Below are 26,854 nucleotides of genomic sequence, written 5' to 3'. Positions count from 1 at the left end.
TGTGCGTCGCTGCCCAGAATGCCACGTGAGGCCGTGGTGGTGGCGGCCGGTGGCCTCGGTAAGCTGAGGTTTCGGCCAGCCACGAGGAGGACAGTTGAGGCACATCCACGCCGGCAAGGTGCGCGATCTGTACGAGGACGGCGACTCGCTGCTTCTCGTCGCCTCCGACCGGGTGTCGGTGTACGACGTGGTGCTGCCGACACCGATCCCGGACAAGGGCGCGCTGCTGACCCAGCTGTCGAACTGGTGGTTCGAGTACTTCGCCGGGGTACCGAATCATGTGCTGTCCACCACGGACGTCCCGGCGGAGTTCGCCGGGCGCGCGGTGCGGGTGAAGCCGCTGAAGATGGTGCAGGTCGAGTGCATCGCCCGCGGGTACCTGTCGGGATCGGGGCTGAAGGAGTACCGGAGCACCGGCGCTGTCTCGGGGATCGCGCTGCCCACCGGGCTGCGGGAGGGCGACAAACTGCCGGAGCCGATCTTCACGCCCACCACCAAGGCGTCCGTGGGGCACGACGAGTCGATCACCTTCGACGACGTGGTCCAGCAGGAGGGCCGCGAGGTCGCCGAGCGGCTGCGCGACCTGACCCTCGACATCTACACCCGCGGTGCGGCGTACGCGGCGGAGCGCGGCGTGATCATCGCCGACACCAAGTTCGAATTCGGCTGGGACGGAGACGTTCTCACCCTCGGTGACGAGGTGCTGACCTCCGACTCCTCGCGTTACTGGCCTGCCGCCGAGTGGGAGCCGGGCCGCCCGCAGCGCTCGTTCGACAAGCAGTTCGTGCGGGACTGGGCGACCTCCACCGGCTGGGACAGGGAACCTCCCGGCCCGGAGATCCCCGCCGAGATCGTGGACGCCACGCGAGGGAAGTACCGGGAGGCGTACCAATTGATCACCGGAGCCGTGTGGCCCGCGTGATCAGCTGCGCGCCTTGATCTTTCGCCATCCACCGGCGCGGTTGTCGGCGATGATCCGCCGGAACATCGCCACCAGGGCGGTGGTGTTGATCTCGTCGTCGCGGTAGAGCGAGATCATCCGCGCCGTCTTGTTGTCGTGGCCGCCGGTGATGATGTGCTCCGGGTCGGGGACGATGCCGCCGTCGTAGAGGAAGATGTTCACGTGGTCCTTGGTGGCCAGTAGTGCGCAGATGTTGCCCTGCAGCACGAAGTACGGCTGGACGCGGCGCTTGACGGTCTCGGTGACCTCCGGATCGGCGGAGTGCACCAGGTCGCGGACCTGACGGCAGATCGCCTGCTGCCATTCCGGCAGGGCATCGATGTAAGTGTCGACGCGGGCGTCTTTCACGTATGGCTGCTGGTCGGTCATGCTGGGCTCTCGTTTCTCAGTCGCGCGGCGCGCAGGGTCAGGTAGTCGCGTTCGGGGACGCTGGTGGTTCGCCGGGCCGCGGCGGTGTACGCCGCGACCGCGGCGGTACGGTCGCCGGCCATTTCGTGCAGGTGCCCGCGGACGGCGTCGAGACGGTGGTTTCCGGGCAATCGGTCCGCCAGGGTGGCGGTCAGCTCCAGGCCGGCGGCGGGGCCGTGCACCATGGCGGTGGCGACGGCGCGGTTCAGGGTGACCATCGGGTTGTCGGCCAGGGTTTCGAAAAGGTTGTACAGCACCAGGATTCGCTCCCAGTCGGTGTCCTCGGCGCGCCGGGCCTGGGCGTGCAACGCGGCGATCGCGGCTTGCAGGCGGTAGGGTCCCCGCAGGCCGTGCCCGATCGCGGCGGTGGCGAGGCGGATGCCCTCGGACAGCCGCGCGCGGTCCCATCGCGAGCGGTCCTGTTCGAGCAGGGGAACCAGTTCGCCGCTGGGGCCGGTCCGGGCCAGACGCCGGGCATCGGTCAGCAGCATGAGCGCGAGCAGTGCCGTCACCTCGGGATCGTCGGGTTGTAGCCGGTGCACCAGCCGGGTCAGGCGGATCGCCTCGGCGGCCAGATCGACGCGATACAGCTGCGGGCCGGTGCTCGCGGTGTGCCCCTCGGTGAACATCACGTACAGCACGTGCAGGACCGCGGCGAGGCGGGAGCCGTCAGTCGGCTCGATCGGCGCTCCGAACGGGCGTTCCAGCGCCGCCAGCCGCTGCTTCGCCCGCGAAATGCGCTGTGCCATGGTCGCTTCCGGTAACAGGAAGGCGTGGGCGATCTCCGCCGTCGTGAGTCCACCCACCGCCCGCAGCGTCAGCGCGATGGCACTCGCCGGGGACAACGCCGGATGACAGCAGAGCAGGAACAACGTCAGTGTGTCGTCCTGACCGGAATCGAAATCGTCGGGCGGCAGCACTTCCCGGACCGCCACGGTCGCCTCGCGCTGCCGCCGCGCCACCTCGGCCCGCACCGAATCCGCCAACCGCCGCTGTGCCACCCGAATGAGCCACGCCCGCGGATTCTCGGGAAGCCCCTCCGCCTCCCACTGCGTCGCCGCCGCCACCATCGCCTCCTGCACAGCCTCCTCGGCCGCATAGAAGTCCCCCGCCCGCCGCGCCACCACCCCCACCACCCCCGGCACCACCTCCCGCAGCAACAGCCCCACCTCCAGGGCCCGCGCTGTCTTTGCTGCGCGTTCGGTTCGCCTCGCCGCCACCATCCGTGCTGTCTCTGCTGCGTGATCGGTTCGCCTCGCCTCCACGGCCCGCGCAGTTTCTGCTGCGCGTTCGGTTTGCCCCACCTCCACGGCCCGCGCTGTCTTTGCCGTGCGATCGATTCGCTTCGCCTCCGCCGCCCGTGCTGTCTCCGTCGTGCGATCGGTTCGTGCCGCTTCGGCGGTCTCGGCTGCGCGTTCCGTCGGCCCCACCCCCAGCGTCTGTGCTGTCACTGCGGCGCTATTCGGCCGTGCCACCGTTGGCGCCTGGGCGGCCGAGACCTCCGGTGCGGGAATTGCCTCAGCCGCCCGGACCGGGTCTGCTGCCGGGGTGGTTCGGGCGGCCGACGCGGTGTCGTCCGGCCGAACTACTTCCGCCCGGGTCGACGGGTCTGCTTCGCGCGGCCGGGCCGGGCCGGGCGGGGTGGGCATGGCGGGTCAGGCGTCGGGGGAGGGGGCGGACATGATGGCGCGGACCTCGATGTACTCGCCGATCGGGGTGCCGCCGGGGCCCGGGGAGGCGGAGGCTCGGGCGGCGATCTCGATGGCGCGTTCGGGGCTCTCGACATCCACGATCCAATAGCCCGCCAGGAACTCCTTGGTCTCGGGGAAGGGGCCGTCGGTGACGACCGGGGCCGAGCGGCCGTCGGACGAGACGATGCGGGCTTGGTCGGGGAAGGCGAGGCCTTGGGCGTCCACCAGTTCTCCGGACTTTCGCAGCTCTTCGCCCAGCGTTCGCTGGAATTCGATGTGGGCCGCGATCTCCTCCGGCGTCCACTGGTCCGGCGGGGTGTCGCAGTGTGCGGTCGGGCCGTAGGTCTTCAACAGCATGTACTTCACGATCGGCTCCTGGTTGTTCGCTGCGGTGCTCTCGCGGACAGGTCGGAGCCGACCGTCGAATTTCGACGCATCCGGTGAGTGACCGTGGTCACAATGCCGTCGAGGTGTCGGCCAGATGCTCCGGGTCGACCGGGTCGCCCGCGAGGATCAACTCCTTGATCCGGTCGGTGACATCCCAGATGTTGACGTTCATGCCCGCCAGCACGCGATTGCCGGAGTCCAGCCAGAAGGCCACGAACTCGCGCGTGCCGGTGTCACCGCGGACGACGATCGACGCGTCCGCACCCGGGGCGACGTACCCGGTGTACTCCATGCCGAGATCGTATTGGTCGGTGAAGAAGTACGGCAGCCGGTCGTAGGTGGCGGGTTCGCCGAGCATGGTCAGGGCCGCCACCGCGGGCTGGTTGAGCGCGTTGGCCCAGTGTTCGACGCGGATCCGACGGCCCAGCACCGGATGCTGGTGCTCGGCGATATCGCCGACGGCCACGATGTCCGGGTCGTCGGTCGCCAGGCTCTCGTCCACCAGCACGCCGCTCGCCACGGCGAGTCCGGCGTCGGCGGCCAGTTCGATATTCGGCCGCGCACCGACCGCCTGCAGCACGGCGTCGGCCTCGATCACGGTGCCGTCCTCGAGCCGCACGCCCGTGGCCCGGCCGCCGGAGGTGGTGATCTCGCCGACCTCGACCCCGCAGCGCAGGTCTACCCCGTGCGCGCGATGCAGGTCGGCGAACACCTGGCCCATCCGGGTGCCGAGCGCGGCCCGCAGCGGGACCTGCTCGGTCTCCAGCACGGTGACCTCGACGTCGGCGGCGCGGGCCGCGGCGGCGGCCTCCAGCCCGATCCAGCCCGCGCCGATCACCGCCAGCCGCCGCGCCGAGCCGAACAGGTCGATCAGCGCGTCGGACTGCTCGATGGTTCGTAGCTCGTACACGCCCGCGGCGTCGGCGCCGGGGAGGGGCAGCCGCCTGGGCCGCGAGCCGGTCGCCAGCGCGAGCTTGTCGTAGGGCAGGGTCGAACCATCCGGCAGCGCAACGGTTTTGGCGGCGCGGTCGACGGCCGTGACGGTGGTGCCGAGCATCAGCTCGACGTGGTGGTCGCGGTACCAGTGCGCGGGGTCGGTGGTGAAATCGGCGAGCTGCTGCTTGCCCAGCAGATGCTCCTTCGACAGCGGCGGCCGCTCGTAGGGCAGGTGCTCCTCCGCGCCGATCAGCGTGATGGATCCGGCGAAGTCGTTGGCGCGCAACGCCTCCGCAAGCTTCGCCGCGGCGAGCCCGCCACCGACGATGACGAACCTGGAATCTGTGCTCATGGAAACCTCCGTGCGACGGCAACCAGGTCGATTCCGACCCTACTGCGCCCCGCCGCGCGCCTCGGGAAATATCCGGAAGTTTCCGTCGTTGATGACTGTCGACGGCGCCCGCGAGACTCGGCGGCGCCGGACCGACTTTCCGAGAGGACCCCGACGTGAGCGACACGACGACCAACCCGACCGGCGCCAAGGACCGGGTGGATTTCTGGTTCGACCCGCTGTGCCCGTGGTGCTGGATCACCTCCCGCTGGATTCTGGAGGTCGAGAAGGTCCGCGACATCGAGACCCACTTCCACGTGATGAGCCTGGCGGTGCTCAACGAGGGCCGCGACGACCTGCCCGAGATCTATCAGGAGCTGATGAAGACCGCCTGGGGCCCGGTCCGCGTGGCCATCGCCGCCGCGCAGCAGCACGGCGACAAGGTGCTGTCGCCGCTCTACACCGCCATGGGCACCCGCATCCACAACCGCCGCGACGAATACGAACGCGAGGACCGCGGCGCGACGCTGGCCGCCGTCATCGCCGACTCGCTCGCCGAACTCGGCCTGCCCGCCGAACTGGCCGAGGCCGCGTCGAGCACCGACTACGACGAGGCTCTGCGCGCCAGCCACCACGCGGGCATGGACAAGGTCGGCAAGGACGTCGGCACTCCCACCATCCACATCAACGACGTCGCCTTCTTCGGCCCGGTGCTCTCCCGGATCCCCCGCGGCGAAGACGCCGGAAAGGTCTGGGACGGCGCCGTAGCGCTGGCCTCCTACCCGCACTTCTTCGAGCTCAAGCGAACCCGCACCGAAGATCCCCAGTTCGACTGATCGGCCGCGGGCCTGCCGGCGAGACCCACTCCGGCAACCGGCCTGAGCGAATCACCGCCGAGGTGGTGAATATGCCGCGTCCCACGGGAGTGTGCCGGCTCAGGCCGGATCGCCTGCTACTGCGAATCCTTCGGCTGCTCGCCCGGCCTCTCGCCCGTCGCGGCGCCGTCCCGCGGTGGGTACCCCGGTCCGTTCGACGGGGAAGCCGGTCCGGCCGGGCGGTAGCTCTCTCCAGCTGTCGGTGCGCTGTGCTCAGTCGTCGGCGAGCTCTCCCCGCCCGTCGGGTTGCTCTGCCCGCTCGTCGGGTTGCTCTGCCCGCCCGCCGGGTTGCTCTGCCCGGCCGTCGGGTTGCTCGGGCCGCTCGTCGGGTTGCTCTGCCCGCCCGCCGGGTTGCTCTGCCCGGCCGTCGGGTTGCTCGGGCCGCTTGTCGGGTAGCTCTGCCCGCCCGCCGGGTTGCTCGGGCCGACCGCTGGGTGGCTTTGTCCTATTGTCGGATAGTTATGTCCGGTTCCGGGGTAGTTCTGTCCGGTCGGCGGGAGAGGTTGGCCGGGGGACGAGTAGTACGTTCCCGTCGGCGGGGTGGATTGCGGGTACCCCGGGCCGCCGGGTGGTGGGAAGCCTTGGGGGCGAGCGGAATTAGGTGGGGCGAAGGGGGCGCTGGGCCGCCAGAACAGTTTGCCGTGGCGGCTGCGGTCGCGCAGGGCCCACATGCGCCAGGTCAATACCGGGTGGGAGGACATGGCGTTGGCCACCCAGACGAAGAAGCCCTTCTCCTGCGCGGCCCGGTCGGCCATCTCGTCGAAACCGACCAGGGGGTTGAGCCATTTGCCGGCCGCCAGCGTCCGCATCGCGCCGGGCGCGCCGACGTGCCGGTTGCAGTAGCCGTGATTGTCCGCGGTGTACTCCTGGCTACGAATCAGCGAATTGCCCAGGATCGGCAGGAACGGCACCAAAAACATGCCCAGCTGCCGCCAGTACGACACGTGACCGGCGGCGATGTGCCCTACCTCGTGACCGATGATGAACGCCAGCGCGTCGGGGTCGCGGGCCTGCCCGCCCACCTCGAACAGGTCGCTGTAGACCACGACGTAGCGGCGGAACCCGTGCCCGGACGCGAACGCGTTGATCTGCCCGTTGCCCGTGATCACGTACGCGTCGGGCACGGTGGCCATGCCGAAGCGCTGCGCCGCCTCGACCACCATCCGGTACCCCTCGGGAAACTGGCTGGGCGACATCCGGACCGCGTTCAGCCGCTGCGTCGCGTAGTTCAGACCACGACCGAGGTACAGCAGGATCGGCGCCCCCAACAGCAGCAGCATGTAGTCGTTGATCTCCCCGACCAGCAACAACACCATGCTGAGCAGATATCCGACGGTGGTGACCACGATGACGATCACCAGCAGCGGAATCTCCCAGCTGTGCCGGGCCGGCATGCCGTACGGCGACAACCCGCGCGAGTGCTGCACCACCGGAGGCGGCGGCGGGGAGTACGGCGTCTGCGGCGCCCAGCCCGGCGGACCCAGCCGCGGATCCCAATCGGCCAGCGCCGCAACGGGATTGCGTCCGGCCGCGGCTTCGGGCTGCTGCCCCGGGAATACTGTCGGGGGCGACGTGCTGTCGTCGAACTGCATGAGCTGAACCTTAGGCAGTAACGGCCCGGCGCGCTCTCGGCACACCGCGTCGGCCCCGGGCGCACCGTCGCTCGAGCGCCTGACACAATCGCTGCCATGCGCGTATATCTGGGTGCCGACCATGCCGGCTTCGAGCTGAAGAACCACCTCAAGGACCACCTGCACCGGGCCGGTCACGAGGTGTTCGACTGCGGAGCGCACGTGTACGACGCCGCCGACGACTACCCGGCGTTCTGCATCGACGCCGCCCGTCGCGTCGTCGCCGACCCCGGCAGCCTCGGCATCGTCATCGGTGGCAGCGGCAACGGCGAGCAGATCGCAGCCAACAAGGTGCCCGGTGCCCGCTGCGCCCTGGCGTGGAGCATCGAGACCGCGCGCCTGGCCCGCGAGCACAACAACGCCCAGCTGATGGGCATCGGCGGCCGGATGCACAGCACCGAGGACGCGCTCGCCATCGTCGACGCCTTCCTGGCCGCCCCCTGGTCGGGCGAGGAGCGCCACCAGCGCCGCATCGACATCCTGGCCGAGTACGAGAAGTCCGGCGAGGCCCCCACGCCGCAGAGCTGAGCCGTCCGCGTGAGTATCGCCGATGCCTGAGGGGCATACGCTGCATCGCCTGGCGAAAGCGCATCACAAGTATTTCGCCGGGGGAGTGGTGCGGGTCTCCAGCCCGCAGGGCCGTTTCGCTGCGGGCGCGGCGCTGGTGGACGGCCGGACGCTGGTGCGTGCCGAGGCGTGGGGCAAACACCTGCTGCACCATTACGATTCGGGCCTGGTCGTGCACGTTCACCTCGGGCTCTACGGAACGTTCACGGAATCGGCCGTGCCACTGGGCGACCCGGTCGGGCAGGTCCGGATGCGCATGGTCGGCGCGGGCCGCTCCGACGGCCCGCTGTACGGGACGGATCTGCGCGGCCCCACCGCCTGCGAGGTGCTGCGCGAACCGGAGGTCGCGGCGCTCACCGCCCGGCTGGGCCCGGATCCCTTGCGCCGCAACGCCGATCCGGACCGTGCCTGGCAGCGCATCCGCCGCTCCACCCGCACGCTGGGCGCCCTGCTCATGGACCAGACCGTCGTCGCCGGTGTCGGCAATGTCTACCGCGCGGAACTTCTGTTCCGCCACGGCATCTCACCGCAGCGCCGGGGCCGCGACCTGACCGCGCTCGAATGGGACGAGCTGTGGACCGACCTGGTGGAACTGATGCGGGTCGGGGTGCGGCGCGGGAAGATCGTCGTCGTGCGGCGCGAACACGACCGTGGCGCACCGTCGTACGCCGCGGGCAAGCCTCGCACCTACGTCTACCGTCGCGCGGGTGAACCGTGCCGCGTCTGCGGAGCCACCGTGCTGCACGCGGTGCTGGAGGGCCGAAATCTGTTCTGGTGCCCTACTTGTCAGCCCGGCTGACCGGAGTCGTCAGAACCCGCCGTCGAATCCGCCCCCGTCGAATCCGCCACCATCCCAGCCGCCGCCGTCGAATCCGCCGCCGTCCCAGCCGCCATCGGATCCGCCCTGGTCCGCGAAGCCCTGGTCGCCACCCTGATCGATGGCTCCCTGGTCGGCGTCCTGCCCGGCCGCGAATCCGGCGTCGTAGCCCTCGCCGTACCCGTTCTCGAAGCCGGAGGCGCCGTAGGCGACCCCGGACATGCCGCTGAACAGGGCGTCGAACAACAGCACCGACCCGATGCCCCAGGCGCCCGCGACCAGCGCGGTCTTCCACCACGGCTCCGAGTACCACCCGGCCGGGACCGGCCGTCCGGCGACGCGGCCGCCGGGGTAGTAGTTCGGTGTCTGCGGTGAGGGCGACGGCGACGCCTCGATCCGCCGGCCCTCGAAGTCGACCGTGCGGTCCTCGGTGACCCGCCCGGCCGAACGCTGCCCGTCCAGCTCGGGCACCGGCGGGCCCGGGTCCAGGTTCATCGCCGTGCGGGCCGCGCGCACGTAGTACAGGCCCTCCACCGCGGTCTCCTTCGCCAGCCGAGCCTGCGCGACGGTGCTCGCCTGATCGATCTGAGAACCGGCCGCGTTGAGCCGTTCACCGGCGTCGGCCAGGGCCTGCTTGGATGCCTCGTCGTTGCCGACGAGGTTGTAGACCTGCCCGCCGAGGCGCTCGATGAGCCGGCGGGCATCGGCCTTGGCGTCGGCGAGCTCGGTGGCCTGCCGGTTGCGCTGCGCGGAACGTCCGAAGAATGACACGGCCAGAAACACCACCAGAACGAGAACCAAGAGGACAAAGAGGGTTGTCACAGGGACCAGGGTACGCGGGCGCGCCGGGCGCGACCGGCCGCCGATCAGCCCGCGACGGCCGTGTCGTAGCCGAGCCGCGCGGGTGCGTAGCTGCCGGGTTCCGGCTCCTCCTCGTCCATTTCCGACAGCGCGAACCGGCGTTTGCCGGCCGTTTTCGCCGAGTACATCGCGCGGTCGGCGCTGCGCAGCAGGTCGGAGAAATCACACGACCGGCCCGGCGGGCAATAGGCCGTGCCCACACTCGCCGACACCGGAATCGGACCGCTCGCGGTGAGCACCGGGTCCCGCAGCGCGGCGAGGATGCGCATGGCCAGCTCGCTCAGGGTGTTGCGGCGGGCCGGGAGCGCCAGCACGAACTCGTCGCCGCCGTACCGGCAGACCACCGTGTCGCGCGGGCAGGTCGCGCGCAGGCGGCGAGAGATCTCCACCAGGACCTCGTCGCCGACGGAATGGCCGTAGCCGTCGTTGATCTGCTTGAAGTCGTCCAGGTCGATCAGCAGCAGGCCGACGCCGCGGGAGCGGTCGGTGGCCATCAGCCGCACCCGCTCCTGGAGCAGTGACCGGTTGGCGAGGTCGGTCAGGGCGTCGTGGGTGGCCTCGTGCCGGAGCCGGTGCTGCAGGGCGGCGATCTCCTGCACTCGCACCGACACCGCCTCGGTCAGGTTGCGTTCCTGCTGGGCCAGGGCCCGCTGCTGCAGGGCCTCCGCGTAGGCGTCGATGGCATGGCTGGCGACGAACGGCCAGCGCGTGGCCACCAGTGAACCCGGCTCACCGGGTGCGAAGCCCAGCAGCGCGCGGGTGGCCGGGGCCAGCATGCGGGTGCGGTCGAACGGCGCCTCGCCCAGCCGGCGGCCGATGGCCCGCGCGGCCGCGACCGGAAACGGCTCGGAGCGCGCCAGATCCATCAGTTCGTCGATGATGCCTGCGAAAACCTGTTCCAGATGGGCGGGCGGTACGGTCAGGCCGCTGCTGCTGTAGACAGCACGAACCCAGTCCCGGGTGGTGGCCGCTTTGGCCTGCGTCTCGAGATCGGCGGGCATCGATGCTCACCTCACGCGAACGCCGTCTGCGCCGGTACCCCGACCGGTCACGCCCTCCGGATCGTGCTCACTACCTTGCGGTCCGGTACACCTAGCTCGATGCACGCTCACCGCCCCCTTTCCAGATACCCCCGTCCGGCAAAAAGGATCCTAGCAAGCCACTCGATACCGAAAAATGGTGTTTTACAACCTGTTCCGATATCTCGCGAATGGCGACCGTCCTTGTCATCGCTGATCAGGCAGGAGTGTTACAGCTTCGCCTGCGTGTCGTGAGCGGCGTGTTACGCGTGTCGGATGCGGCGCGCCGGAGGGATGCTGGGTTCACGGCACTGTGACGAAGATTTCGTCCCGGCCGGCCCGAGCCGTCGCGGCGATTGGCGTTTCGGATCCGGGATTCGGTACAGTCCTAGGCGCAGACGACATCGTGGCGATCCCAGGGTGTCGTATGCGTGCGGGCGTAGTTCAATGGTAGAACCTCAGCCTTCCAAGCTGATGGTGCGGGTTCGATTCCCGTCGCCCGCTCTCTATCGGGATGTAGCGCAGCTTGGTAGCGCATCCGCTTTGGGAGCGGAGGGTCGCAGGTTCAAATCCTGTCATCCCGACCACTATTCGGCACAGACCTCGATGGTCGGCGAGCCGACCGCGGGTGGTTCGAGGTCGGATCGACCGGTTGTCGTCACCCTCGTCAGTGAGCGGGCACCGACACACAAACCATCGTGGTGTCCTCGACCGCCTCGACGATGCCGGGTGTCTGTTCCGGAACGTGCACGAAGTCACCTGCGCCCACGGTTACGGCGTCGCCCTCGCCGCCTACACGCAGTGTTCCGTCGAGGACGACCCAGATTTCCGCATAGGGTGCCGGAAGGTCGGCGCGGGCGCCGGCGTAGAGGAACGTCGTGTAGGCGCTCATCGACTCTCCGGCCGCTTTGTCCAGAGCGGGGGCGATGAGGATCCGGTCGCCGAAGCGGACGGCGTCGGAGCCGATCTCCGAGCCGAACCTGCGGGCTCGCGGCGGTGTCACTGCCATGGTGGAACCTTTCGTAGTGGTCAGGCGTCGAGTTAGGTCGCGAACCTAGAACCTCTACTGTGCTTCAGGTCAAGTCCCGGCTGCCGCAGTTCCTCCTATGCGTCACGGTTGCTTGTCGAAACCGCTCGGGCCGCGGTCATTTCGCGGAGATAGGGGCACTGCTCGGCGGGGTTGTCGTCGGGGCAGTGGAGTAGGTGCTCGAGGTGTGCCCGCGCGGCGGCGAGGCGCTGCTGTTGTTGCTCGATGGCGGCGATGCGGCCGCGGACGGCGCGGCGCCAGTTGTCGTTGCGCGCGGTGAGGATCTGTTCGATCTCGTCGAGGTTCAGCCGGCCGGTCTCGCGCCACATGTGAATGAGCCCGATGCGGTGCAACTCCTCCGGTCCGTACAGTCGCCAGCGGGACCGGCGCCGGGCCGGGCGCAGCAGGCCGCGCTGTTCCCAGTAGCGCAGCGCGGATTCGGCCAGACCGTAGCGGCGGGCAGCCGCACCGATCCCGACCAGCTCATCGGGATGGTTCGGGGCGTCACTCATGTCACACACCGTTCGTCTCGTCGTGGACTTGATCTCCACCCGACTTCAGATGATTCGGTAAGGCAAGCCTAACAACTGGCTGGCTCTACTGACCTCGGAAGGATTGATTCGGGTGGATGTCGAATATTGCGAGACGGTGATCATCGGCGCCGGCCAGCAGGGATGCGGAGTCGCCGCGGCGCTGCAGGACATCGGGCGCGAGGCGGTCGTGCTGGAGCGGGCCGAGATCGGCCAGGCGTGGGCCCACGAACGGTGGGACAGCCTGCTGGTGGGCAGCGGGAATCGGTCGGTGCGGTTTCCGGGCTGGGATTACGACGGTGACGACCCGAACGGATTCATGTCGGGGCCGGAACTGGCCGAGCATCTACGCCGCTACGTGGCGCGGCGGAAGCTGCGGGTACGGCAGCACACACCGGTGCGCGAGGTCGAATGCCCCGCAACCGCCCACGACGGCGACGAGGTGCGATTTCGGACGCACCTGGCCACCGGCGGAGTGGTGGAGTCGCGCAATCTCGTTGCGGCAGTGGGCGGTTACGCGAAACCTCGGGTTCCGGGCCTGGCCTCCGACGTCGACCCCGTTGTGGTGCAGCTGCATTCGCGAGACTACCGCAATCCGGAATCCCTGCCCGACGGCGCCGTCCTGGTGGTGGGCGCGGGAATCAGCGGCCAGCAGATCGCCGACGAACTGGCCGATCGGGGACGTCGTGTCTTCCTGTCGGTCGGGCGGCATCGCACCTACCCGCGCCACTACCGCGGCCGCACGATCCACGAGTGGATGTACGTCTTCTCCCTCTACGACGATTTCGTCACCCCGGACCCTCGGCATGTCGGCGAGGACCGGCGCCGACTGCCGGGCTTGCCCGTCACAGCCGTGAAAGACGGTGCCGGAGAGCTCAACTTGGGCACGCTGGCGGAAAAGGGCGTGACATTGGTCGGCTCCACGCGCGCTGCCCGGGGGCACGTCCTGGAGCTGGCGGACAATGTCGAGGAAATCGCGCGGGACGCCGCGCGCTCGCTGCGAGAAGTGCTCGACACGATCGACACCGGGCTGCGTCGACGGGGTTTCGTCGCGCCCGAGCAGCACCCCGCACCGACGGTGCGCACCGACCACATCACCGATTTCGGACCGACTCTCGACCTGGCCCGCCACCACATCGGCACGATCATCTGGTGCACCGGCTTCGGGCCCGATTACGCGATCCTGCCCGGACGCGCACTCGACGAGCACGGCGTACCCATCCAGCAGAAGGGCATCCTCGGATCGATACCGGGGCTCTACTACGCCGGCCTGCCAGACGGCAATTCCCTTGCTCCCGCGGCGATTTCAGCCAATGTCGAGAACGGGCGGTTCATCGCGCGCCAGATCCACATCGACCACATCATGCGCTCCGGCTCCAGCGCCTCGCTCATGGTGTAGCGACGTCCGGTGGTCGGCGCGGGCCGAGCCGCACGGTCCGGGCGCCGCGCCCGGTCGTGCGGCTGTGCGCGTCGGCATTCCGGCGGGGGGTCCACTCGGGTAGGCTGCGTGCGGCGCAGGGGAGGTGTGTGGTGGTGGACGTACCGAGGCAGATCCCGCCGCGGAACGGCAATTTCGTGGATCGCCAGGCGGTGCTGGCGGCGGTCGAGGACCATGCGGCGGGGGCGGCGGGGAATGCGACGGTGGTCATCAAGGGTTTACCGGGCGTCGGGAAGACCGCCGTGGTGACGGAGTTGATGCATCGCCTCGCCGAGGACTATCACGGTGGGCAGCTCTACCATCGGCTCTCGGACACGACGTCGATCCCCGATCTGCTCGCCAACAGCCTTGTGGCACTGGGTGTTCGGCGCGAGGACCTGCCCGACCTCGCGGAAGCGCGGCACGGCCACTACCTCACCCTCACGCGCGGTCGCCGCATGCTGGTCGTGCTGGACGGCGCCGCCACCGCGGCCCAGGTGTCGTGGCTCGAACCGGCCGACGGCGGATCGCTGATCGTGGTGACCGGGCGGAACTCCGCCGCGGACCTGAGCCGGGGAGGGCGCGTGTTCGAGCTGGATCCGCTGCCCGGTGACGAGGCGCGCGCTCTGCTCGGCCGGATAGTCGGTCCGCAGCGAGTCGCCGCGGAGCCGGACGCCGTGGGGCGGATCGTCGCCCTCTGCGCCGCCATGCCGTTCGCGTTGTGTGTGGTGGGGAGCATGATCGCGCAGCACCCCGCGCGGCGGATCGGCTCGTTCGCGGATCTGCTGAGCAGCGATCGGCGGCGGTCGACGGCGCTGTCGTTGCCGGAGATCTTCGATGCCGCGTACACGTCCCTGTCGGAGACCGCCCGGGAATGCTACCGGGCACTCGGCCTGCGATCGCATGCCGGGACACTGTCCGCAGCGGCCCTGACCGCGGCGCTGAATCTGCCGGCCGACGAAGTCGACTGGTGCGCAATCGAACTGGCGAACCTGCACCTCATCGCCGAACGCGAGCACGGTTACGAGATCAACGATCTGGTTCGCGTGCATGCGCGCGGGCTCGCCGACAGCGAGCGCGACCGCCGCGAAGAACGCCTGATCGACTACTACGACCGCGGCCTGAAGGCCGCGGACACGCTGCTCGCGCCCAACCGGCCGTGGCGGAACCTGCTGTTTCCCTCCGTGCGGTTTCCCGGGCCGGGCACCGGCGAGTTCACCGATGCGGACGGCGCGCGCGAGTGGCTGCGACGTGAACACGACAATCTGGTGGTCGCGCTGGAGTACGCGCTGGGCGCCGACCGTGACGCGCTCGTCGTGCGGTGGTGTGTGCTGCTGTGGCCGTTCCAGGAACAGGACAAACGCCTCGATGCGATGCTCGCGGTCAACGCGCACGGCATCACCGCGGCGGAGCGGTCGACCATGGCGGAGGCGGCGAGTTTTCTGCACACGCAGGCGGGTTTCGTGCATTACTGGCGACAGGAGGCGTCGCCCGCGGCGGCGTCTTTCGAACGCGGGGTCCAGGCCGCGCGGATGCTGCCGGCCTCCCGCCTCGCCGCTCAGTTGGAGGCGTCCGCGCTGGAAGGACTCGGGCTGGCGCAGCTCGTCGGCGGAGCAGTCGTGGAAGCGCGAGACACCTTGCGGCACAACTACGAACTCGCTCGCGGGATCGGCGACGGTCGCAGACTGGCGCTGGCGGCGTTGCACCGGGCGAAGGTGGAGGAGCCGGGTCCGGCGCTGACCTTGCTCGCGGACGCCCAGAACTTTTTCGCCGCGGCGCAGCGGCCCGAACCGGACAATGTCGCGAAGATCCTGGCTTGGCGCGGACGGAAACTGCTCGAGCAAGGCGGTGCGGTCGGCGAGGCCGAGGATCTGCTGCAGAGCGCACGCACTGTGATGCGGCAACGACGGCGACGGTTCGACGAGGCGGAAATCCTTGTGGCGTTGGGCGATTGCGCGAGCGCGGCGGGGAACCGGGCGGCGGCGCTGGAACGCTACCGAGCCGGGCAGGCGATCTACTCCGACCTCGCATTCCGCGCCATCGCCGCCGGGGTGCAGGAGAAGATCGATACCGTGTCGGCGGAGTAACGGTCATGCCGCGTCGGCGACGGTGACGACGAAACTACTTGTGGCGCAGCGGATCATCCACCGACCTGTCAGTTCGCCCAGTGTCCGCCCTCGGCTGATGAGCTGGTACGCCACGGAGGCGAACAAGTGGTGCGCGGGATCGGAAGCGGCCACGCGCAGCAGCGATGTTCTGTCGCCCACCAGCCAGTCGCCGTCCGGTGTCGGTGCCGTGGCCAGCGCGCACCCGGGTAGCCGGGACAGCGATTCGGCAACCCACCCCTCGGTATCCGCGCCCGTGTCCCCGATCAGGACATCGGCGGAGTACAGCCACTGGGCGTGCGTTTCGGTCACACCCACCGCCAGGTGCGTGCCCGCGCCGTTGGGCAGGTCGGTGTGGAGGCGTTCGGCGGGGAAGCGGGTGATCGTCGCCGACCGATCGGCAGCGATGTCGACATGCACGACATGGGCATTCGGGCCGCCGAGGGCGCGTTCGGGCAGCGGAAGCACCGAGGTGACGGCGGGTTCGGCGGGTTCGGGCAGGCGCAGTGCGCGATAGACCGCGGCGCGCAGCGTTGCCGCGCCGCCACCTGGTTCGGACGTCGCGAGCGCGGACAGCTCGGCGTATTCCTGTGGATTGTGGGATGAGATGGTTCGCTCCACCTGCCGCTCGATATCTGTGGCGATGTCGAGTTTCGGCGCCGTTCGCAGTAGCTGGGCGACGGGTGAAACGGGGTCGACGGCAGGCAACGGCGCCGCGGCGAGCAAGACCGGAATACCCGCCGCGGCGGCATAGAACGGAATGGACCCATGGTCACCGATGACCAGGTCGGCGGCGGCGACCGCCGTGCGCCAATCCCGCACACTGTCCAGAACATCGACGCCCGCCCGTGCGACTCCCGCCAGATACTCCGCGACCTGCCAGCGGGAATGGAACGAGCGGATATTCGGATGCAGTGCGAGTACTGTCCGATATTCGTCCGACGGTAACGCCGCGGCGATTGTGCGTGGTAGATCCGGGGCGGTGCCCAGGAGTGAATCCTTGCCCCACGTCGTCGATACGACGATCAGGCGCTGCCCGCGGCGGAGACCGTAACTACGGCGGTAACTCGGCCGCAACGGCATACTCGCTCGCAGTCGATCGAAGCAGATGTCACCGGCAACGAGCGACCTGGGCGCGGCCGCCGGACACGACTGCCGTAGACGCTCCACCTGCTCGGTGTGTGAAAGCACGATCACCGACGGGACGACGCGCCCCGCGTGCAGCAACCATTCGGGAGATAATCCGAATACTGGTTTGTGGTTTGTGGTTTGTGGTTTGTGGTTTGTGGTTTGTGGTTTGTGGAGTAATTTATTGTATCCCGCACCGTGTGGCATGACAATCAATGGCGCGCGCAGGCGGTGTAATTCTCCGCCATAACTCGCCGATATCGCGAGATCGAACTCGTCCGCCATCGCCTGCTGCCACGGAATCGCTAGGACACCGCGGTCGGTGAGAAACGACGCGAGATCCGTGTCGAAGTACGACGACCCCGGGCAGGAGAATTCGATACGGATTCGTGGATCCGCCGCGAGCAGGTCGAGAGTATCGAAGAGCCGGGACGCTGCCGTCGTATTGTGCGTGACCGCCAGAACCGTGCGGATGTTCGGATAGGTGGACCAGTCCGATGTGGAGCCGTGACGCCGGCTGTCTGGGGGTGACACGGCCACGATCGTAGCGGCCCCCCTAATTGCGCTGGGCCGAGCGCGGTTTCGCGGCGGCCGTGCTGCCGACGATCAGGTCGGCGAGGGCGGCGGCGGCCTCGGAGGCGGTCGTGCGGCCGTGGTTCAACTCCGTGGCGATCGCTTCGGCGGCGCCCAGCACGCCGGTGCACCGCAGGCGCAGCGCCTCGGCGGTGAGATCGGAGTGTGGGGCCAGTGCGGCGGCCATCATCGCCGTGTAGCCGTCGAGCAGTTCGTGTTGGATCGCCTCCATCTCCGGATCTCCTTTCAGCGCCGCGGAAATGGCGTTGAATTCCGGCATGTCGGTGGCGCAGGCGAAGTAGGCGGCGCTCATGACCCGAGCGATCTCGCGGGGTTCCGGCGCGGCATCCCGCAGGGCCTGTTCGGTGGCGGCGCGGTGGCGTTCGTCGAGGCGTCGGTACAGGGCGAGCAGCAGGCGCGGGCGGGTGTCGAAGTGGTCGTAGACGATCGGCCGGCTCACTCCGGCGGCCTCGGCGAGGGTCGGCAGGGTCAATCGGTCGGCGCCGTGGGCGCGCACCACCGCCATGGCCGTGTCGAGCAACTGCTCTCGCCGCGCCTGCTTGGACAGGCGAGCCGGTGACCTTTTCACGATCCTCCTTGCGTTTGCCGCCCAGTATAGCTACAAAATGTAGACTACAAATTGTAGGTTAACACCGAGAGAGGACTCCACCAGTGGCACAATCGAAATCGGTACTGATCATGGGCGGTTCCGGCCAGGCGGGAGGCGGCGCGGCGGCGTTGCTGCGGCAGTGGCATCCGCGGTTGCCGCTGACCATCGCCGGGCGCAACGCGGAGCGTGCGGCGCGGGTCGCCGCGGACCTCGGCAATGCCACCGCGGTGACCCTCGACCTGCGGCGTAGCGACCTCGGCCTGCCCGCCGAACCCGCGTATTCGGCGGTGATCGCGGCGGTGTGGGACGCGCAGCTGCACGGATTGCGTTACGCGCAGCGCAATGCCGTGCCGTATCTGGGCATCTCCAGCGGCCTGGTGGATATCGGACCGGAGGTCGTCGCGGGCGCGCAGCGGCCGGGCGCGGCTCCGATCCTGCTGGCCAGTCACTATCTCGCCGGTCTCGTCGTGCTCGCGACCCTGCACTTCGCCCGCGAGTTCGACCGAGTCGACGCCATCCGGATCGGCGCGGTGCTGGACGAGACCGACGCCGGTGGGCCCGCCGCGATCGCCGATCTGGAGCGTTTGCTGGCAGCGACCTCGGCCGGGCTGATCCGCCGCGACGGGGTCTTCACCTGGCTGCCGGAGGAGCAGGCAGGGGCGGAGGTGCGCAGGATCGATGGCACGTCGCTGCCCGGCCGGACCATTCCCATCCTCGACGTGCCGAGCCTGGCGCTGGCGACCGGCGCGCCGGAGGTCCGCTTCGACTTCGCCGTCGGCGAATCCGCGAGTCGGCGCCGTGGCGGGCCTCCCTCCCTCGAGACCCGCATCGAGCTGGCGGGCGTAGGTCCCGCGGGAACGTCGCTGACCCGTAGCCGCTACCTCTTCCATCCGGCCGGACAACGCCCGCTGACCGCGCTCGGTGTCGCACTCGGCGCCGAACGACTGCTGGGACTGCGCGGGGACCCCGTGGCGGCGGGCCTGCACACCCCGGAAGGATTGGTGGACCCGGCGCACGCGGTCGAGCGGATGATCGAGGTCGGCGCGACGTTCACCGACGCGTGAGCAATTCGTCGAGCAGCTTGCCGGCCAGCGGCTCGGTGGCGACGAACTCGCGCCGACCGGCACGTTCCCGTCCCGCGGGCGACAGGCACCACTGCCACCAGCGGTCGAGCCGATCCCGATCGAGGGTCTGGTCGGCGGATACCAGCGCGGGCCAGTCCAGCGCCCGCGCCTGCGCGGTGACCTTGCCGCCACCGGCGACCGGATCCGCCGCCAGCACCGGGACCCCGGCGCGCAATCCGAAGACCAGACCGTGCAGGCGGGTCGTGATCACCGCATCCAGCCGGGCGAATATCGAGGCGAGCTGATCGGGTGTCGCGCACTGCCGCCAGTCGTCGGAGGCCAGCCTCGTATCGATCGCGAGGCGGGCGCAGTCGAGCTCGCCCAGCCAGCGTTCCAATGCCTCGTGGACCGACCGATGACGCCGGGCGGCACCGTATTCGGACTGCCCCGGGGCCAATGCCACGCCGACGACGGGCACCGTGGTCATGCCCGCCGCCACGGCCAGGTCGGGGCGCGCGGTCTCCGGGTCGTCGCGAGGCAGGACCCGGTGGAACCCGGTCACCGACGCGTCCTGCGGGTCCAGCACCGAGACGCCGACCGCGATGCGCCGACAGGTCGCGTAGCGCTCGTGCAACTGCCGCACCTGTTCGCCGTGGGCAGGTCCGCACACGAAGACCAGGTGCGAGTACTGCCGGGAGTCGGCATCGTCCAGATGCAGTGCGTCCGGGTGGAACGCCGGGCTCCACGCCGAGTCGTGCGGGATGCCCGCGGACGCCAGCACATCGCACACCCGGCGCATGCTCGCCACATCCCCGGCGGTCGCCTCGCCGTGCACGAAACTGGGCCATCCGGTCACAAGGACTCGCATGGTAGCCCTCTACCCGCTCCCGACCACCCCAATCCTCCCGCCGCGAGTCTTCACCAACGGTATGTGGATGCCGGAACTCGTCGGCCCGGCGGGACCGAACCGCGGTGGGGCTGCGTGGTGGCCGGGATGGTCGGTTCGGCGGTGGGGGTTACCGGTGGCGGTGTGTGCAGGCGAGGGCGCGGCGGCTCGGGCGGGGTGTGGCGCGGGGCTCGGTGGTGAAGGTGGTCGGGCGGGACGGGCCGCGGGGTGCGCGCTCCTCGGCGAGCAGCGCCAGGATGCCCGCACCGGCCAGCACCACCTCGGGGCCGGTCACCGGGCCGAGGCTTCGCTCGGCCAGCAGGCGGCACAGCTCCCGGGTCGCCACCTGCACGATGGCGACCGGGAACATTCGGCGCACCGCGGCGGCCGGAAGATCGCTCGGATTCGGGCAGGCGATGCCGATCGCGGTGATCTCGTCGTCTCCGGCGACCTCGAGCAGGAGATCGCGACAGGCGTTCCACTTCGCCGCCGCCGGAACGGGAATGCGCCGGACGTCGGATGCGCCGATACCGGCGGCCACCGCGCTGGCGGTGAATTCGGCGTCGCCGATCGCCAAGGCCAGAACTGTCATGAACCGATGCCCACCGCAGTCTTCGTGGTCACCCGGCAAGGTGGGTGAGCAGGAAATCGCGGGCGGCGGCGGAGGCTTGATCGAACCGCTGCTCGTATACCGCGAAGTGGCCGCCGGGCACCAGTTCCAGCTGCTTGGGCTCGAGGGCCTCGGCGTATCCGGCCAGGGCGATATCGGTCGGGGTGAGGGTGTCGTGCTCGGCGACGACCATGAGCAGCGGGGTGGGTGAGATCCGGCGCAGGAACGCCTCGGGCGCGTAGGACTGGAACTTGTCCACGCTGCTGAGCGTGACCTCGTTACGCCAGGTGGGGATCTGCGGGCCGTTGGCCATCAGCCACTCGTAGACCTCGGTGCCCGGCATCGCCACCAGGTCGGCGGGATCGTCGGACGCCGCCTTGATGGTCTGGTGCGGTTTGCCCGCGGCGCGGGCGAGGCGGTCGGCGGCGATCGCCTCGTGCAGCACGGGCAGCATGGTCGGCGGCACCAATCGACTGAAGGTGGCCCAGCCGTGGGTCAGCGGTACCTGCGACACGACGGCCCGCACCCGGCGATCGGTGGCCGCCACCACGAGCACGTGCGCGCCCGCATAACTGGTGCCCCACACCGCGATTCGGCCCGCGTCGATGCCGTCCAAGGTCTGTGCGAAGGTGATGGCGTCACGGTAGCCCTCGATCTGCGCGGTCGGGTCGACCTCGTAGCGCGGCTCGCCGTCGGAGGTGCCGAAGCCGGGGTGGTCGTATACCAGGCACGCCAGCCCGGCGCGGCTGAAGACCTCGGCGAACGGGGCCACCCACTCCTTCACCCCGGCGAAGCCGTGCGTCATGACCACCAGCGGGGCGCCGGTTTCGGGCACGTGCTCGGGCCGGTACAGCCAACCGCGCAAAGTGGCTCCGCCGCTGCGGAATTCGAGATCGACGCGCATCATGCCTCCGATACCATTACGCGCTGTAACGTAATGGAGCTTATGGGTACGGCAGTGTGGCGTCAACCACAATCGGGTTCAGTCGCGCGGGAAGCCCACGGCGTCCAGGGCGGACCGGACGGTCAGCTGGACCAGGGTCTCGTCGATCGGGCCGAGCATCGGGACCAGGGCCCGCATCAGCATCGGGCCGGTGATGAGGTCGCAGATCCACTCCGGGTCGGTGCCGGGGGCGATCTCGCCGCGGGCCACCGCCCGATCCAGGATGCACGCGGTGGAGACCCGCCGCGGAATCAGGAAACGGGTGAGGAAACGCTGTGCCAGCTCCGGGCTGCGCGACAGGTCCTCGAGCAGGCCGGGCAGGGCGTTGCGCAATACCGGGTCGTTGAACAGTTCGACCTGATGCCGCTGGATGGCCAGCATCTCGGCCTCGATCCCGCCCAGATCCTGTGCGCCGGGGTGCAGGCCGAACCGGTCGATCAGCAGGGCCACCACCAGTTCGGCGCGGTCGGAGTAGCGGCGGTACAGGGCGGGGCGGCTGGTCGCGGCCTCGTCCGCGACCGCCTGCAATGTCAGTGCGCCGTAACCACGTTGGGCGACCAGACGCGCCGCGGCGGCCAGCAGCGCGGCGTCCACCGCGGGATCGCGCGGGCGTCCTCCCCGCGTCGGCGTTCGGTCCGGCATGCGCTCACGGTACTCAGCGCTCGCCCGATGGTCGCGCGCTGCAGGTGGCGCCGGGATCAGTCGGCCTTACCGGAACCGCCAGGCTCCCCGGCATTCTCGGCCGGACGCGAGGATTGCTCCGACGAGCCTGTGGTTTGCCCGGACGAGCCCGGCTGGACCGAGATGGTGGTTTGCCCGGACGAGTCGGTGGCTACTTGGGCCGAGGCAGTGGCTTGCCCGGACGAGCCGGTGGCTGCCTGGGCTGAGGCCGTGGCTTGCCCGGCCGGGCCGGACGCGGCATCCGACGCGCTCGGGGCGACGTCGGCCGCGCTGGTCGCGACGATCGGAGAACGGAACTTCAGCCGCAGCCGCATCCGGCTGGCCGGATGATCGAGCAGCCATTGCGTCACCGCGGCCACGGCCGCCACCAGGGACAACCCACCTGCCACCATGCCCCATGGCGTCAGCCCGGCGCTGGAGTACGGCTTGCGCGCGATGCCCGGAATGGCCAGGGTGCCGTTGCCGAAGGCCCAGGCCATCAGCGATCCGAGCTGACCGCCCGCGTCGTACTTGCGGGCCGTCATCGCCTTCAGTTCGGGCGCTTTGCTGTTGATGTAGACCAGCGTCATGATGATGAAGAACGCGGCCACCACGGCGGATATCGCCGCGGCGCGAGAGGTGAGTTCCGTGCGCAGCCGCAGACTGAGTACGGCCGTGACACAGGTGACGACGATGGCGGCGGCGGCCATGATCGCCCAGAGTCCGGTGATCTTCGCGATCGGGTTGTGGTCCGACGACCACGCGGTCAGATACGCGGTGGTCGCATCGATCCGGCCGAACGCGTTGGTGGAGGCGCGGCCGTCGGGTCCGGACGCGGTGAGCCAGGGTTGAAACAAGAGGATGAGGCTGACCAGACCGGCGACGGCGGCGGTGACGTAACCCCAGTTCTCCCGTGCCGCAGCCAGATACGGCGCGAGGTCGGGCCTGCGGTACGCGGCACGTTTCGTCCGGCCCGGCGGATCGGGCGGATCGGGCGAGGCTTCGCTCGATCCCCAGGGTGTGGGGTGCGCCATGAATCGAGTGTAGGTGCGGCGCAGCAGCCCGAACGCCGAAAAAGTCCCGCTCCTGGGAAGGCCGGCGCCGACGTGCTCAGCGTCCCGGAATCGGAAGTGTCACGCCCATCATCAGGTTGGCGACGATGGCTCCGTCGCCCTGTTTGTCGCCGTACACCATCACCATCGTGCCCGGCCGCGCATCCGACACCCGCGACCCCGGCAACACCATGACGCGCGTGTCCGGGTCCGTGCGCACGACCGTCGTCGACCCGGACACGCCCCGCACCCGCAAGGTCGCGCCGTCGTTCGCGATCACCTTGCCGACCGTGAAACCGCTGGTGATCCGGACGGCCGGATTACCGGCCCGGGGATTCTGCGGCGCGGCGGCCGCCCGGTCCGGCGACTGCGGCGCTTTCGACGACGTCTCGAACGCGTCGTGGCCGAAAACGATGAGAAGGATTGTGAATATGCCGATTCCGACGAACATCCCGGCGTCGAACAGCGGTGTCGACCTGCTCCGTCGCGGTGGTTCGCCGTCCGGTCGCGGCGTGGACGTGCTCGCGGGAGTCGTACCGAGCTGTTCGGTGGATCGTGCCTCGGTCCGGCTCGACCACGGGGTGCTCGGAGTGGTCATCCGACAAGCCTAGGTGGCCGACCGGTTGCGCCTGTCACCACTGCCGGGAGGTGGGTTGCGGTGCGCGTTGGGATTTCGCGGGGTATCGCGTGTCCTCCCGCGGCGCGGTGTGCGGCACACTGGACGACCATGAAATACAGCGCCGGAGTCCTGCTGTTCCGACGCGCGCCCGAGGTTCGGGTGTTGCTGGGGCATATGGGCGGGCCGCTGTGGGCACGCAAGGATGCCGGGGCCTGGTCGATTCCGAAGGGCGAATACGAACCGGAGACCGAGGATTCGCTGCTCGCGGCGCGACGGGAGTTCACCGAGGAACTCGGGCTGCCGGTGCCCGACGGGGACTGGGTCGCGCTCGGGGAGGTGCGTTACGGGAGCGGCCGCGGCAAGAAGCAGGTACTGGTGTGGGCGGTCGAGGGCGATCTCGACCCGGATCAGGTGGTTCCGGGCACCTTCGAGATGGAATGGCCGCCGCGGTCGGGGCGGCTGCGGGAGTTTCCCGAGATCGACCGCGCCGAATGGTTCGATCTGACCACCGCGCAGGAGAAGCTGAGCACCGGGCAGCGGCCCTTCCTGCGGCGGCTCGCCGAGCACCTCGACGGCGCCCGGGCGGACTCCTGAGAAAACGCCCAGCCCGCTTCCAGCAATCTCCCAGTGTCGCCGAGTAGAGATGGGTGCGTGAAGGGTGCTCCGTTGAGGGTGCGGGCAGCGCTCGGCCGACGCATATCGGCGATCCCCCTGCGGATCGGCCTGGTCGTCGCGATGGTGGTGCTGGCCGGAGTGGTGTTGGTCGCCTCGGGCTTCGCGGTCACCTCGGCACTGTCGCGCTCGCTCACCGAGCGGACCGACGAGCAGCTCTACGATTCGGCGCGCGGCTGGGCGCGACCACATCCCATGCGGCAGGTCACGGGGAGTCAGGGCACCATCTGGATTCCGGCCGACCTGCCCGGTCCGCCGCCGCGCGAACCCGCGCCCACCGATCAGCCGCGCAAATTCTACGAAGTGCGCAAGTCGCCCGACGGGCAGGTCTACGACACCGGCCGCCCGGCGCCGGCGAACGGGCCCGACCTGTCCGGGGTACCGGTCGGCACGCCGGTGACCGTCGACTCGGTGGACGGCTCGTCGACGAAGTGGCGGGTGCTCACCACCGCCAACCAGTACGGCTCCACCACCATCGCCCTGTCCCTGGACGACAACCGCGAAACCGTCTCTCGCCTACTGATGTTCGAGGCCGGGACCGGTGCGGCGGCGCTGCTGCTGCTGGGTGTGGGCGGCTATGTGGTGGTGCGCCGCAGCCTGCGCCCGCTGCGCCAGGTGGAGGAGACGGCCGCGGCCATCGCGGCCGGTGATCTGAGTCGCCGCGTGCCGGTGCGCGGGGTCGACACCGAGGTGGATCACCTCGCGCGATCGTTGAATTCGATGCTGGCCCAGATCCAGCACGGCGTCGCGGCGACCGAGGCGTCGGAGGAGGCCGCGCGGCGCTCGGAGGCGAAGATGCGGCAGTTCGTCGCCGACGCCAGTCACGAACTGCGCACTCCGCTGACCACCATCCGCGGCTTCGCCGAGCTGTATCGCCAAGGGGCGAGCCAGGATCCGCGGCTGGTGCTGGAGCGCGTCGAGGTCGAGGCGGAACGGATGGGCCTGCTGGTGGAGGACCTGCTGATGCTGGCCCGGCTGGACGCGCAGCGCCCGCTGCAACGGCAGCCGGTGGATCTGCTGTCGCTGGCCGGGGACGCGGTGCACAGCGCGCAGGCGATGGCCGCCCGCGAATCGAGCGCCTCGACCCGTGCCATATCGCTCGAAATCGCCTCGGGCACCGGCACTCTGGAGGTGCAGGGCGACGCCGACCGGCTGCGGCAGGTGCTGGGCAACCTGCTCGGCAACGCGCTGGCGCACACCCCGCCCGGAACGCCGGTCACCGTGCGGCTCACGCCCGGCGCCGAGGAGGTCCGCATCGACGTCTCCGATCAGGGCCCCGGCCTGTCGCCCGAGGCCGCGTCCAAGGTCTTCGAGCGCTTCTACCGCACCGACTCCTCCCGCACCCGCGCCAGCGGCGGCACCGGACTGGGCCTGTCGATCGTGCAGGCCCTGGTCGCCGCCCACGGCGGCCGGGTGAGCGTCGACAGCGAACCGGGACGAGGCGCGACGTTCACGGTGGTACTGCCCCGGTCGGCCTCGCGTGCGGCGGTCGGGTGAGCGTGGTCGGCGAACGGTGCGACGTTCACGGTGGTACCGCCCCGGTCGACGCCGCGCGCGCTGGGCCGGGTGTGTGTGGGCGTTGACCGGACGCGGCATGACATGCACGTGGTACCGGCCCGGCGACGTCGCGCGCGGCGGCAGGGCAACGTGGACAGCGAACGGGTGAGGTGTGACGTTCACGGCGGTAGCCCCGGTCGATGCCGCATCGGTGAGCGGGACGGGTTGGGGACGGGACGGGTGCGGCGGAGTTCCGTCAGGGGGCCGGGTGCTGCGTGGCGGATCGATGCGTGGGGGCGTGTCTGCGTGTAGGTTCGGCGCGGCAACCCGCTGACGCCGTGGTGGCGTGGCCCGGACAGGAGGAGGAGCGCGGCATGCGCATGGTGGGCAGGATCGTGTCGACCGGGATGGTCGCGGCCGCGGTACTCGCGCTGGCCGCGTGCGGCAGCGACGACGACGAGTCCGGCTCCGCCGCGTCGCCGACGACGTCCGCGGCGGCCGCCTCGCGCGCGCAGGCCGCGCCGCAGCGCCACGGCCGCGAGTGCACCGCCGAGGACATCGAGACCACCGGCGGCTTCGGCGAGGCCCCGACCATCACCATCCCCGACGACTGCGATCCGCCCCAGCAGCTGATCACCAAGGACCTGGTGGTGGGCACCGGTCCGGCCGCACAACCCGGCCAGCCGTTGACCATGAACTACACGCTGGTCACCTGGTCGGACCACCAGAAGCTGGACAGTTCCTTCGACCGCGGCGAGCCCTTCAAGCTCACATTGGGCGCGGGCGAGGTCATTCCCGGCTGGGATCAGGGCCTGGCCGGGGTCACCGAGGGCAGCCGCCGTCTGCTGATCATCCCGCCGAATCTGGGCTACGGGCGCGGCGGCAACGGTGTGCGACCCAACGAGACCCTGGTCTTCGTGACCGACGCGGTGAAGGTCGGAGGATAGTGGTCCCTCTCGGAGGTGAGGTGGATTCGG

The 26,854-nt window shown here is 69.8% G+C and carries 26 protein-coding genes, 2 tRNA genes and 1 pseudogene; 12 read left to right on the top strand and 17 right to left on the bottom strand.

The window, feature by feature from the left end:
- Positions 1-94 precede the first annotated feature (94 nt).
- On the top strand, positions 95-922 hold the full coding sequence (locus NWFMUON74_RS27205) for a phosphoribosylaminoimidazolesuccinocarboxamide synthase (RefSeq protein WP_187684610.1): 828 nt from the start codon (positions 95-97) through the stop codon (positions 920-922).
- Here NWFMUON74_RS27205 and NWFMUON74_RS27200 read toward each other — a convergent pair whose 3' ends face one another.
- The 4 genes from NWFMUON74_RS27200 to NWFMUON74_RS27185 all read right to left on the bottom strand — a co-directional run bounded on the left by NWFMUON74_RS27200 (position 923) and on the right by NWFMUON74_RS27185 (position 4,735).
- Entirely contained in the window at positions 923-1,330 is a 408-nt protein-coding gene (locus NWFMUON74_RS27200) for a DUF1801 domain-containing protein (protein ID WP_187684609.1), read from the bottom strand.
- Positions 1,327-2,529 (bottom strand): RNA polymerase sigma factor, encoded by a 1,203-nt coding sequence (locus tag NWFMUON74_RS27195; protein ID WP_232110618.1) that lies wholly within the window; start codon positions 2,527-2,529, stop codon positions 1,327-1,329. Before NWFMUON74_RS27195 ends, NWFMUON74_RS27200 begins: the two co-directional genes overlap by 4 nt.
- A gap of 495 nt (positions 2,530-3,024) precedes the next feature.
- Positions 3,025-3,426 (bottom strand): YciI family protein, encoded by a 402-nt coding sequence (locus NWFMUON74_RS27190; RefSeq protein WP_187684607.1) that lies wholly within the window; start codon positions 3,424-3,426, stop codon positions 3,025-3,027.
- An 88-nt stretch (positions 3,427-3,514) separates the two neighbouring features.
- The gene (locus NWFMUON74_RS27185; protein WP_187684606.1) at positions 3,515-4,735 is read right to left on the bottom strand and encodes an NAD(P)/FAD-dependent oxidoreductase; all 1,221 of its coding nucleotides are present in this window, start codon (positions 4,733-4,735) and stop codon (positions 3,515-3,517) included.
- 155 nt (positions 4,736-4,890) lie between these two features.
- Between NWFMUON74_RS27185 and NWFMUON74_RS27180 the strand changes: the two genes are divergently transcribed.
- Entirely contained in the window at positions 4,891-5,550 is a 660-nt protein-coding gene (locus NWFMUON74_RS27180) for a mycothiol-dependent nitroreductase Rv2466c family protein (protein ID WP_187684605.1), read from the top strand.
- A 596-nt stretch (positions 5,551-6,146) separates the two neighbouring features.
- Here the strand turns inward: NWFMUON74_RS27180 and NWFMUON74_RS36350 are convergent.
- Positions 6,147-7,181: pseudogene (locus tag NWFMUON74_RS36350) on the bottom strand (M48 family metallopeptidase); the annotation flags it as partial.
- A 96-nt stretch (positions 7,182-7,277) separates the two neighbouring features.
- Here NWFMUON74_RS36350 and NWFMUON74_RS27170 point away from each other — a divergent pair.
- Both NWFMUON74_RS27170 and NWFMUON74_RS27165 read left to right on the top strand, forming a co-directional pair.
- Complete coding sequence (locus NWFMUON74_RS27170; RefSeq protein ID WP_187684604.1) at positions 7,278-7,748, top strand: ribose-5-phosphate isomerase; 471 nt, start codon at positions 7,278-7,280, stop codon at positions 7,746-7,748.
- 22 nt (positions 7,749-7,770) lie between these two features.
- Positions 7,771-8,586 (top strand): Fpg/Nei family DNA glycosylase, encoded by an 816-nt coding sequence (locus NWFMUON74_RS27165; protein WP_187684603.1) that lies wholly within the window; start codon positions 7,771-7,773, stop codon positions 8,584-8,586.
- A gap of 9 nt (positions 8,587-8,595) precedes the next feature.
- On the opposite strand, the gene NWFMUON74_RS27160 is transcribed toward NWFMUON74_RS27165, so the two are convergent.
- Complete coding sequence (locus tag NWFMUON74_RS27160; RefSeq protein WP_187684602.1) at positions 8,596-9,426, bottom strand: DUF1542 domain-containing protein; 831 nt, start codon at positions 9,424-9,426, stop codon at positions 8,596-8,598.
- 44 nt (positions 9,427-9,470) lie between these two features.
- Positions 9,471-10,466 (bottom strand): GGDEF domain-containing protein, encoded by a 996-nt coding sequence (locus NWFMUON74_RS27155; protein ID WP_187684601.1) that lies wholly within the window; start codon positions 10,464-10,466, stop codon positions 9,471-9,473.
- Between the two features lie 451 nt (positions 10,467-10,917).
- On the opposite strand from NWFMUON74_RS27155, the gene NWFMUON74_RS27150 reads away from it, so the two are divergent.
- Together NWFMUON74_RS27150 and NWFMUON74_RS27145 are read left to right on the top strand one after the other, a co-directional pair.
- Positions 10,918-10,988: transfer RNA gene (locus tag NWFMUON74_RS27150), tRNA-Gly, on the top strand.
- A 6-nt stretch (positions 10,989-10,994) separates the two neighbouring features.
- Positions 10,995-11,071: transfer RNA gene (locus NWFMUON74_RS27145), tRNA-Pro, on the top strand.
- An 80-nt stretch (positions 11,072-11,151) separates the two neighbouring features.
- On the opposite strand, the gene NWFMUON74_RS27140 is transcribed toward NWFMUON74_RS27145, so the two are convergent.
- Both NWFMUON74_RS27140 and NWFMUON74_RS27135 read right to left on the bottom strand, forming a co-directional pair.
- Positions 11,152-11,493, bottom strand: a complete 342-nt coding sequence (locus NWFMUON74_RS27140) for a cupin domain-containing protein (protein WP_187684600.1) — start codon at positions 11,491-11,493, stop codon at positions 11,152-11,154.
- Positions 11,494-11,588: 95 nt separating this feature from the next.
- On the bottom strand, positions 11,589-12,023 hold the full coding sequence (locus NWFMUON74_RS27135) for a MerR family transcriptional regulator (RefSeq protein ID WP_187684599.1): 435 nt from the start codon (positions 12,021-12,023) through the stop codon (positions 11,589-11,591).
- 112 nt (positions 12,024-12,135) lie between these two features.
- Here NWFMUON74_RS27135 and NWFMUON74_RS27130 point away from each other — a divergent pair, with 112 nt between their 5' ends.
- Together NWFMUON74_RS27130 and NWFMUON74_RS27125 are read left to right on the top strand one after the other, a co-directional pair.
- On the top strand, positions 12,136-13,440 hold the full coding sequence (locus NWFMUON74_RS27130) for a flavin-containing monooxygenase (protein WP_187684598.1): 1,305 nt from the start codon (positions 12,136-12,138) through the stop codon (positions 13,438-13,440).
- Between the two features lie 134 nt (positions 13,441-13,574).
- Positions 13,575-15,545, top strand: coding sequence for an NB-ARC domain-containing protein (locus NWFMUON74_RS27125; protein ID WP_187684597.1), 1,971 nt, complete (start codon positions 13,575-13,577; stop codon positions 15,543-15,545).
- Between the two features lie 3 nt (positions 15,546-15,548).
- Here NWFMUON74_RS27125 and NWFMUON74_RS27120 read toward each other — a convergent pair whose 3' ends face one another.
- Both NWFMUON74_RS27120 and NWFMUON74_RS27115 read right to left on the bottom strand, forming a co-directional pair.
- On the bottom strand, positions 15,549-16,754 hold the full coding sequence (locus tag NWFMUON74_RS27120) for a hypothetical protein (protein WP_187684596.1): 1,206 nt from the start codon (positions 16,752-16,754) through the stop codon (positions 15,549-15,551).
- 493 nt (positions 16,755-17,247) lie between these two features.
- Complete coding sequence (locus NWFMUON74_RS27115; protein ID WP_232110617.1) at positions 17,248-17,853, bottom strand: TetR/AcrR family transcriptional regulator; 606 nt, start codon at positions 17,851-17,853, stop codon at positions 17,248-17,250.
- 83 nt (positions 17,854-17,936) lie between these two features.
- Between NWFMUON74_RS27115 and NWFMUON74_RS27110 the strand changes: the two genes are divergently transcribed.
- On the top strand, positions 17,937-18,938 hold the full coding sequence (locus NWFMUON74_RS27110) for a saccharopine dehydrogenase (RefSeq protein ID WP_187684595.1): 1,002 nt from the start codon (positions 17,937-17,939) through the stop codon (positions 18,936-18,938).
- Here the strand turns inward: NWFMUON74_RS27110 and NWFMUON74_RS27105 are convergent.
- From NWFMUON74_RS27105 to NWFMUON74_RS27080, 6 genes are all read right to left on the bottom strand, one after another.
- Entirely contained in the window at positions 18,925-19,794 is an 870-nt protein-coding gene (locus NWFMUON74_RS27105) for a polysaccharide pyruvyl transferase family protein (RefSeq protein ID WP_232110616.1), read from the bottom strand. The genes NWFMUON74_RS27110 and NWFMUON74_RS27105 overlap by 14 nt on opposite strands.
- Before the next feature lie 160 nt (positions 19,795-19,954).
- Complete coding sequence (locus tag NWFMUON74_RS27100; protein WP_187684593.1) at positions 19,955-20,416, bottom strand: hypothetical protein; 462 nt, start codon at positions 20,414-20,416, stop codon at positions 19,955-19,957.
- 28 nt (positions 20,417-20,444) lie between these two features.
- Complete coding sequence (locus NWFMUON74_RS27095; protein WP_187684592.1) at positions 20,445-21,341, bottom strand: alpha/beta hydrolase; 897 nt, start codon at positions 21,339-21,341, stop codon at positions 20,445-20,447.
- A 75-nt stretch (positions 21,342-21,416) separates the two neighbouring features.
- On the bottom strand, positions 21,417-22,019 hold the full coding sequence (locus NWFMUON74_RS27090) for a TetR/AcrR family transcriptional regulator (protein ID WP_187684591.1): 603 nt from the start codon (positions 22,017-22,019) through the stop codon (positions 21,417-21,419).
- A 56-nt stretch (positions 22,020-22,075) separates the two neighbouring features.
- The gene (locus tag NWFMUON74_RS27085) at positions 22,076-23,071 is read right to left on the bottom strand and encodes a hypothetical protein (protein ID WP_187684590.1); all 996 of its coding nucleotides are present in this window, start codon (positions 23,069-23,071) and stop codon (positions 22,076-22,078) included.
- 76 nt (positions 23,072-23,147) lie between these two features.
- Positions 23,148-23,687 carry a hypothetical protein gene (locus tag NWFMUON74_RS27080; protein ID WP_187684589.1) on the bottom strand — a complete coding sequence of 180 codons (540 nt, stop codon included), beginning with the start codon at positions 23,685-23,687 and terminating at the stop codon, positions 23,148-23,150.
- 129 nt (positions 23,688-23,816) lie between these two features.
- On the opposite strand from NWFMUON74_RS27080, the gene NWFMUON74_RS27075 reads away from it, so the two are divergent.
- The 3 genes from NWFMUON74_RS27075 to NWFMUON74_RS27065 all read left to right on the top strand — a co-directional run bounded on the left by NWFMUON74_RS27075 (position 23,817) and on the right by NWFMUON74_RS27065 (position 26,824).
- Positions 23,817-24,302 carry an NUDIX hydrolase gene (locus NWFMUON74_RS27075; RefSeq protein WP_187684588.1) on the top strand — a complete coding sequence of 162 codons (486 nt, stop codon included), beginning with the start codon at positions 23,817-23,819 and terminating at the stop codon, positions 24,300-24,302.
- A 141-nt stretch (positions 24,303-24,443) separates the two neighbouring features.
- Positions 24,444-25,877 (top strand): sensor histidine kinase, encoded by a 1,434-nt coding sequence (locus NWFMUON74_RS27070; protein ID WP_187689447.1) that lies wholly within the window; start codon positions 24,444-24,446, stop codon positions 25,875-25,877.
- Positions 25,878-26,251: 374 nt separating this feature from the next.
- Positions 26,252-26,824 (top strand): FKBP-type peptidyl-prolyl cis-trans isomerase, encoded by a 573-nt coding sequence (locus NWFMUON74_RS27065; protein WP_187684587.1) that lies wholly within the window; start codon positions 26,252-26,254, stop codon positions 26,822-26,824.
- Positions 26,825-26,854 lie beyond the last annotated feature (30 nt).

This window comes from Nocardia wallacei, from assembly GCF_014466955.1.
Lineage (GTDB): Bacteria > Actinomycetota > Actinomycetes > Mycobacteriales > Mycobacteriaceae > Nocardia > Nocardia wallacei.
This window is presented reverse-complemented; position numbering and strand designations above follow the sequence as displayed.

What these genes read in the sequence shown, in the direction of transcription:
- NWFMUON74_RS27155 (WP_187684601.1), bottom strand. Translation starts at nt 10,466, where the DNA reads ATGCCCGCCGATCTCGAGACGCAGGCCAAAGCGGCCACCACCCGGGAC.
- NWFMUON74_RS27075 (WP_187684588.1), top strand. Translation starts at nt 23,817, where the DNA reads ATGAAATACAGCGCCGGAGTCCTGCTGTTCCGACGCGCGCCCGAGGTT.
- NWFMUON74_RS27100 (WP_187684593.1), bottom strand. Translation starts at nt 20,416, where the DNA reads ATGACAGTTCTGGCCTTGGCGATCGGCGACGCCGAATTCACCGCCAGC.
- NWFMUON74_RS27080 (WP_187684589.1), bottom strand. Translation starts at nt 23,687, where the DNA reads ATGACCACTCCGAGCACCCCGTGGTCGAGCCGGACCGAGGCACGATCC.
- NWFMUON74_RS27085 (WP_187684590.1), bottom strand. Translation starts at nt 23,071, where the DNA reads ATGGCGCACCCCACACCCTGGGGATCGAGCGAAGCCTCGCCCGATCCG.
- NWFMUON74_RS27090 (WP_187684591.1), bottom strand. Translation starts at nt 22,019, where the DNA reads ATGCCGGACCGAACGCCGACGCGGGGAGGACGCCCGCGCGATCCCGCG.
- NWFMUON74_RS27065 (WP_187684587.1), top strand. Translation starts at nt 26,252, where the DNA reads ATGCGCATGGTGGGCAGGATCGTGTCGACCGGGATGGTCGCGGCCGCG.
- NWFMUON74_RS27095 (WP_187684592.1), bottom strand. Translation starts at nt 21,341, where the DNA reads ATGATGCGCGTCGATCTCGAATTCCGCAGCGGCGGAGCCACTTTGCGC.
- NWFMUON74_RS27200 (WP_187684609.1), bottom strand. Translation starts at nt 1,330, where the DNA reads ATGACCGACCAGCAGCCATACGTGAAAGACGCCCGCGTCGACACTTAC.
- NWFMUON74_RS27135 (WP_187684599.1), bottom strand. Translation starts at nt 12,023, where the DNA reads ATGAGTGACGCCCCGAACCATCCCGATGAGCTGGTCGGGATCGGTGCG.
- NWFMUON74_RS27185 (WP_187684606.1), bottom strand. Translation starts at nt 4,735, where the DNA reads ATGAGCACAGATTCCAGGTTCGTCATCGTCGGTGGCGGGCTCGCCGCG.
- NWFMUON74_RS27140 (WP_187684600.1), bottom strand. Translation starts at nt 11,493, where the DNA reads ATGGCAGTGACACCGCCGCGAGCCCGCAGGTTCGGCTCGGAGATCGGC.
- NWFMUON74_RS27170 (WP_187684604.1), top strand. Translation starts at nt 7,278, where the DNA reads ATGCGCGTATATCTGGGTGCCGACCATGCCGGCTTCGAGCTGAAGAAC.
- NWFMUON74_RS27165 (WP_187684603.1), top strand. Translation starts at nt 7,771, where the DNA reads ATGCCTGAGGGGCATACGCTGCATCGCCTGGCGAAAGCGCATCACAAG.
- NWFMUON74_RS27070 (WP_187689447.1), top strand. Translation starts at nt 24,444, where the DNA reads ATGGTGGTGCTGGCCGGAGTGGTGTTGGTCGCCTCGGGCTTCGCGGTC.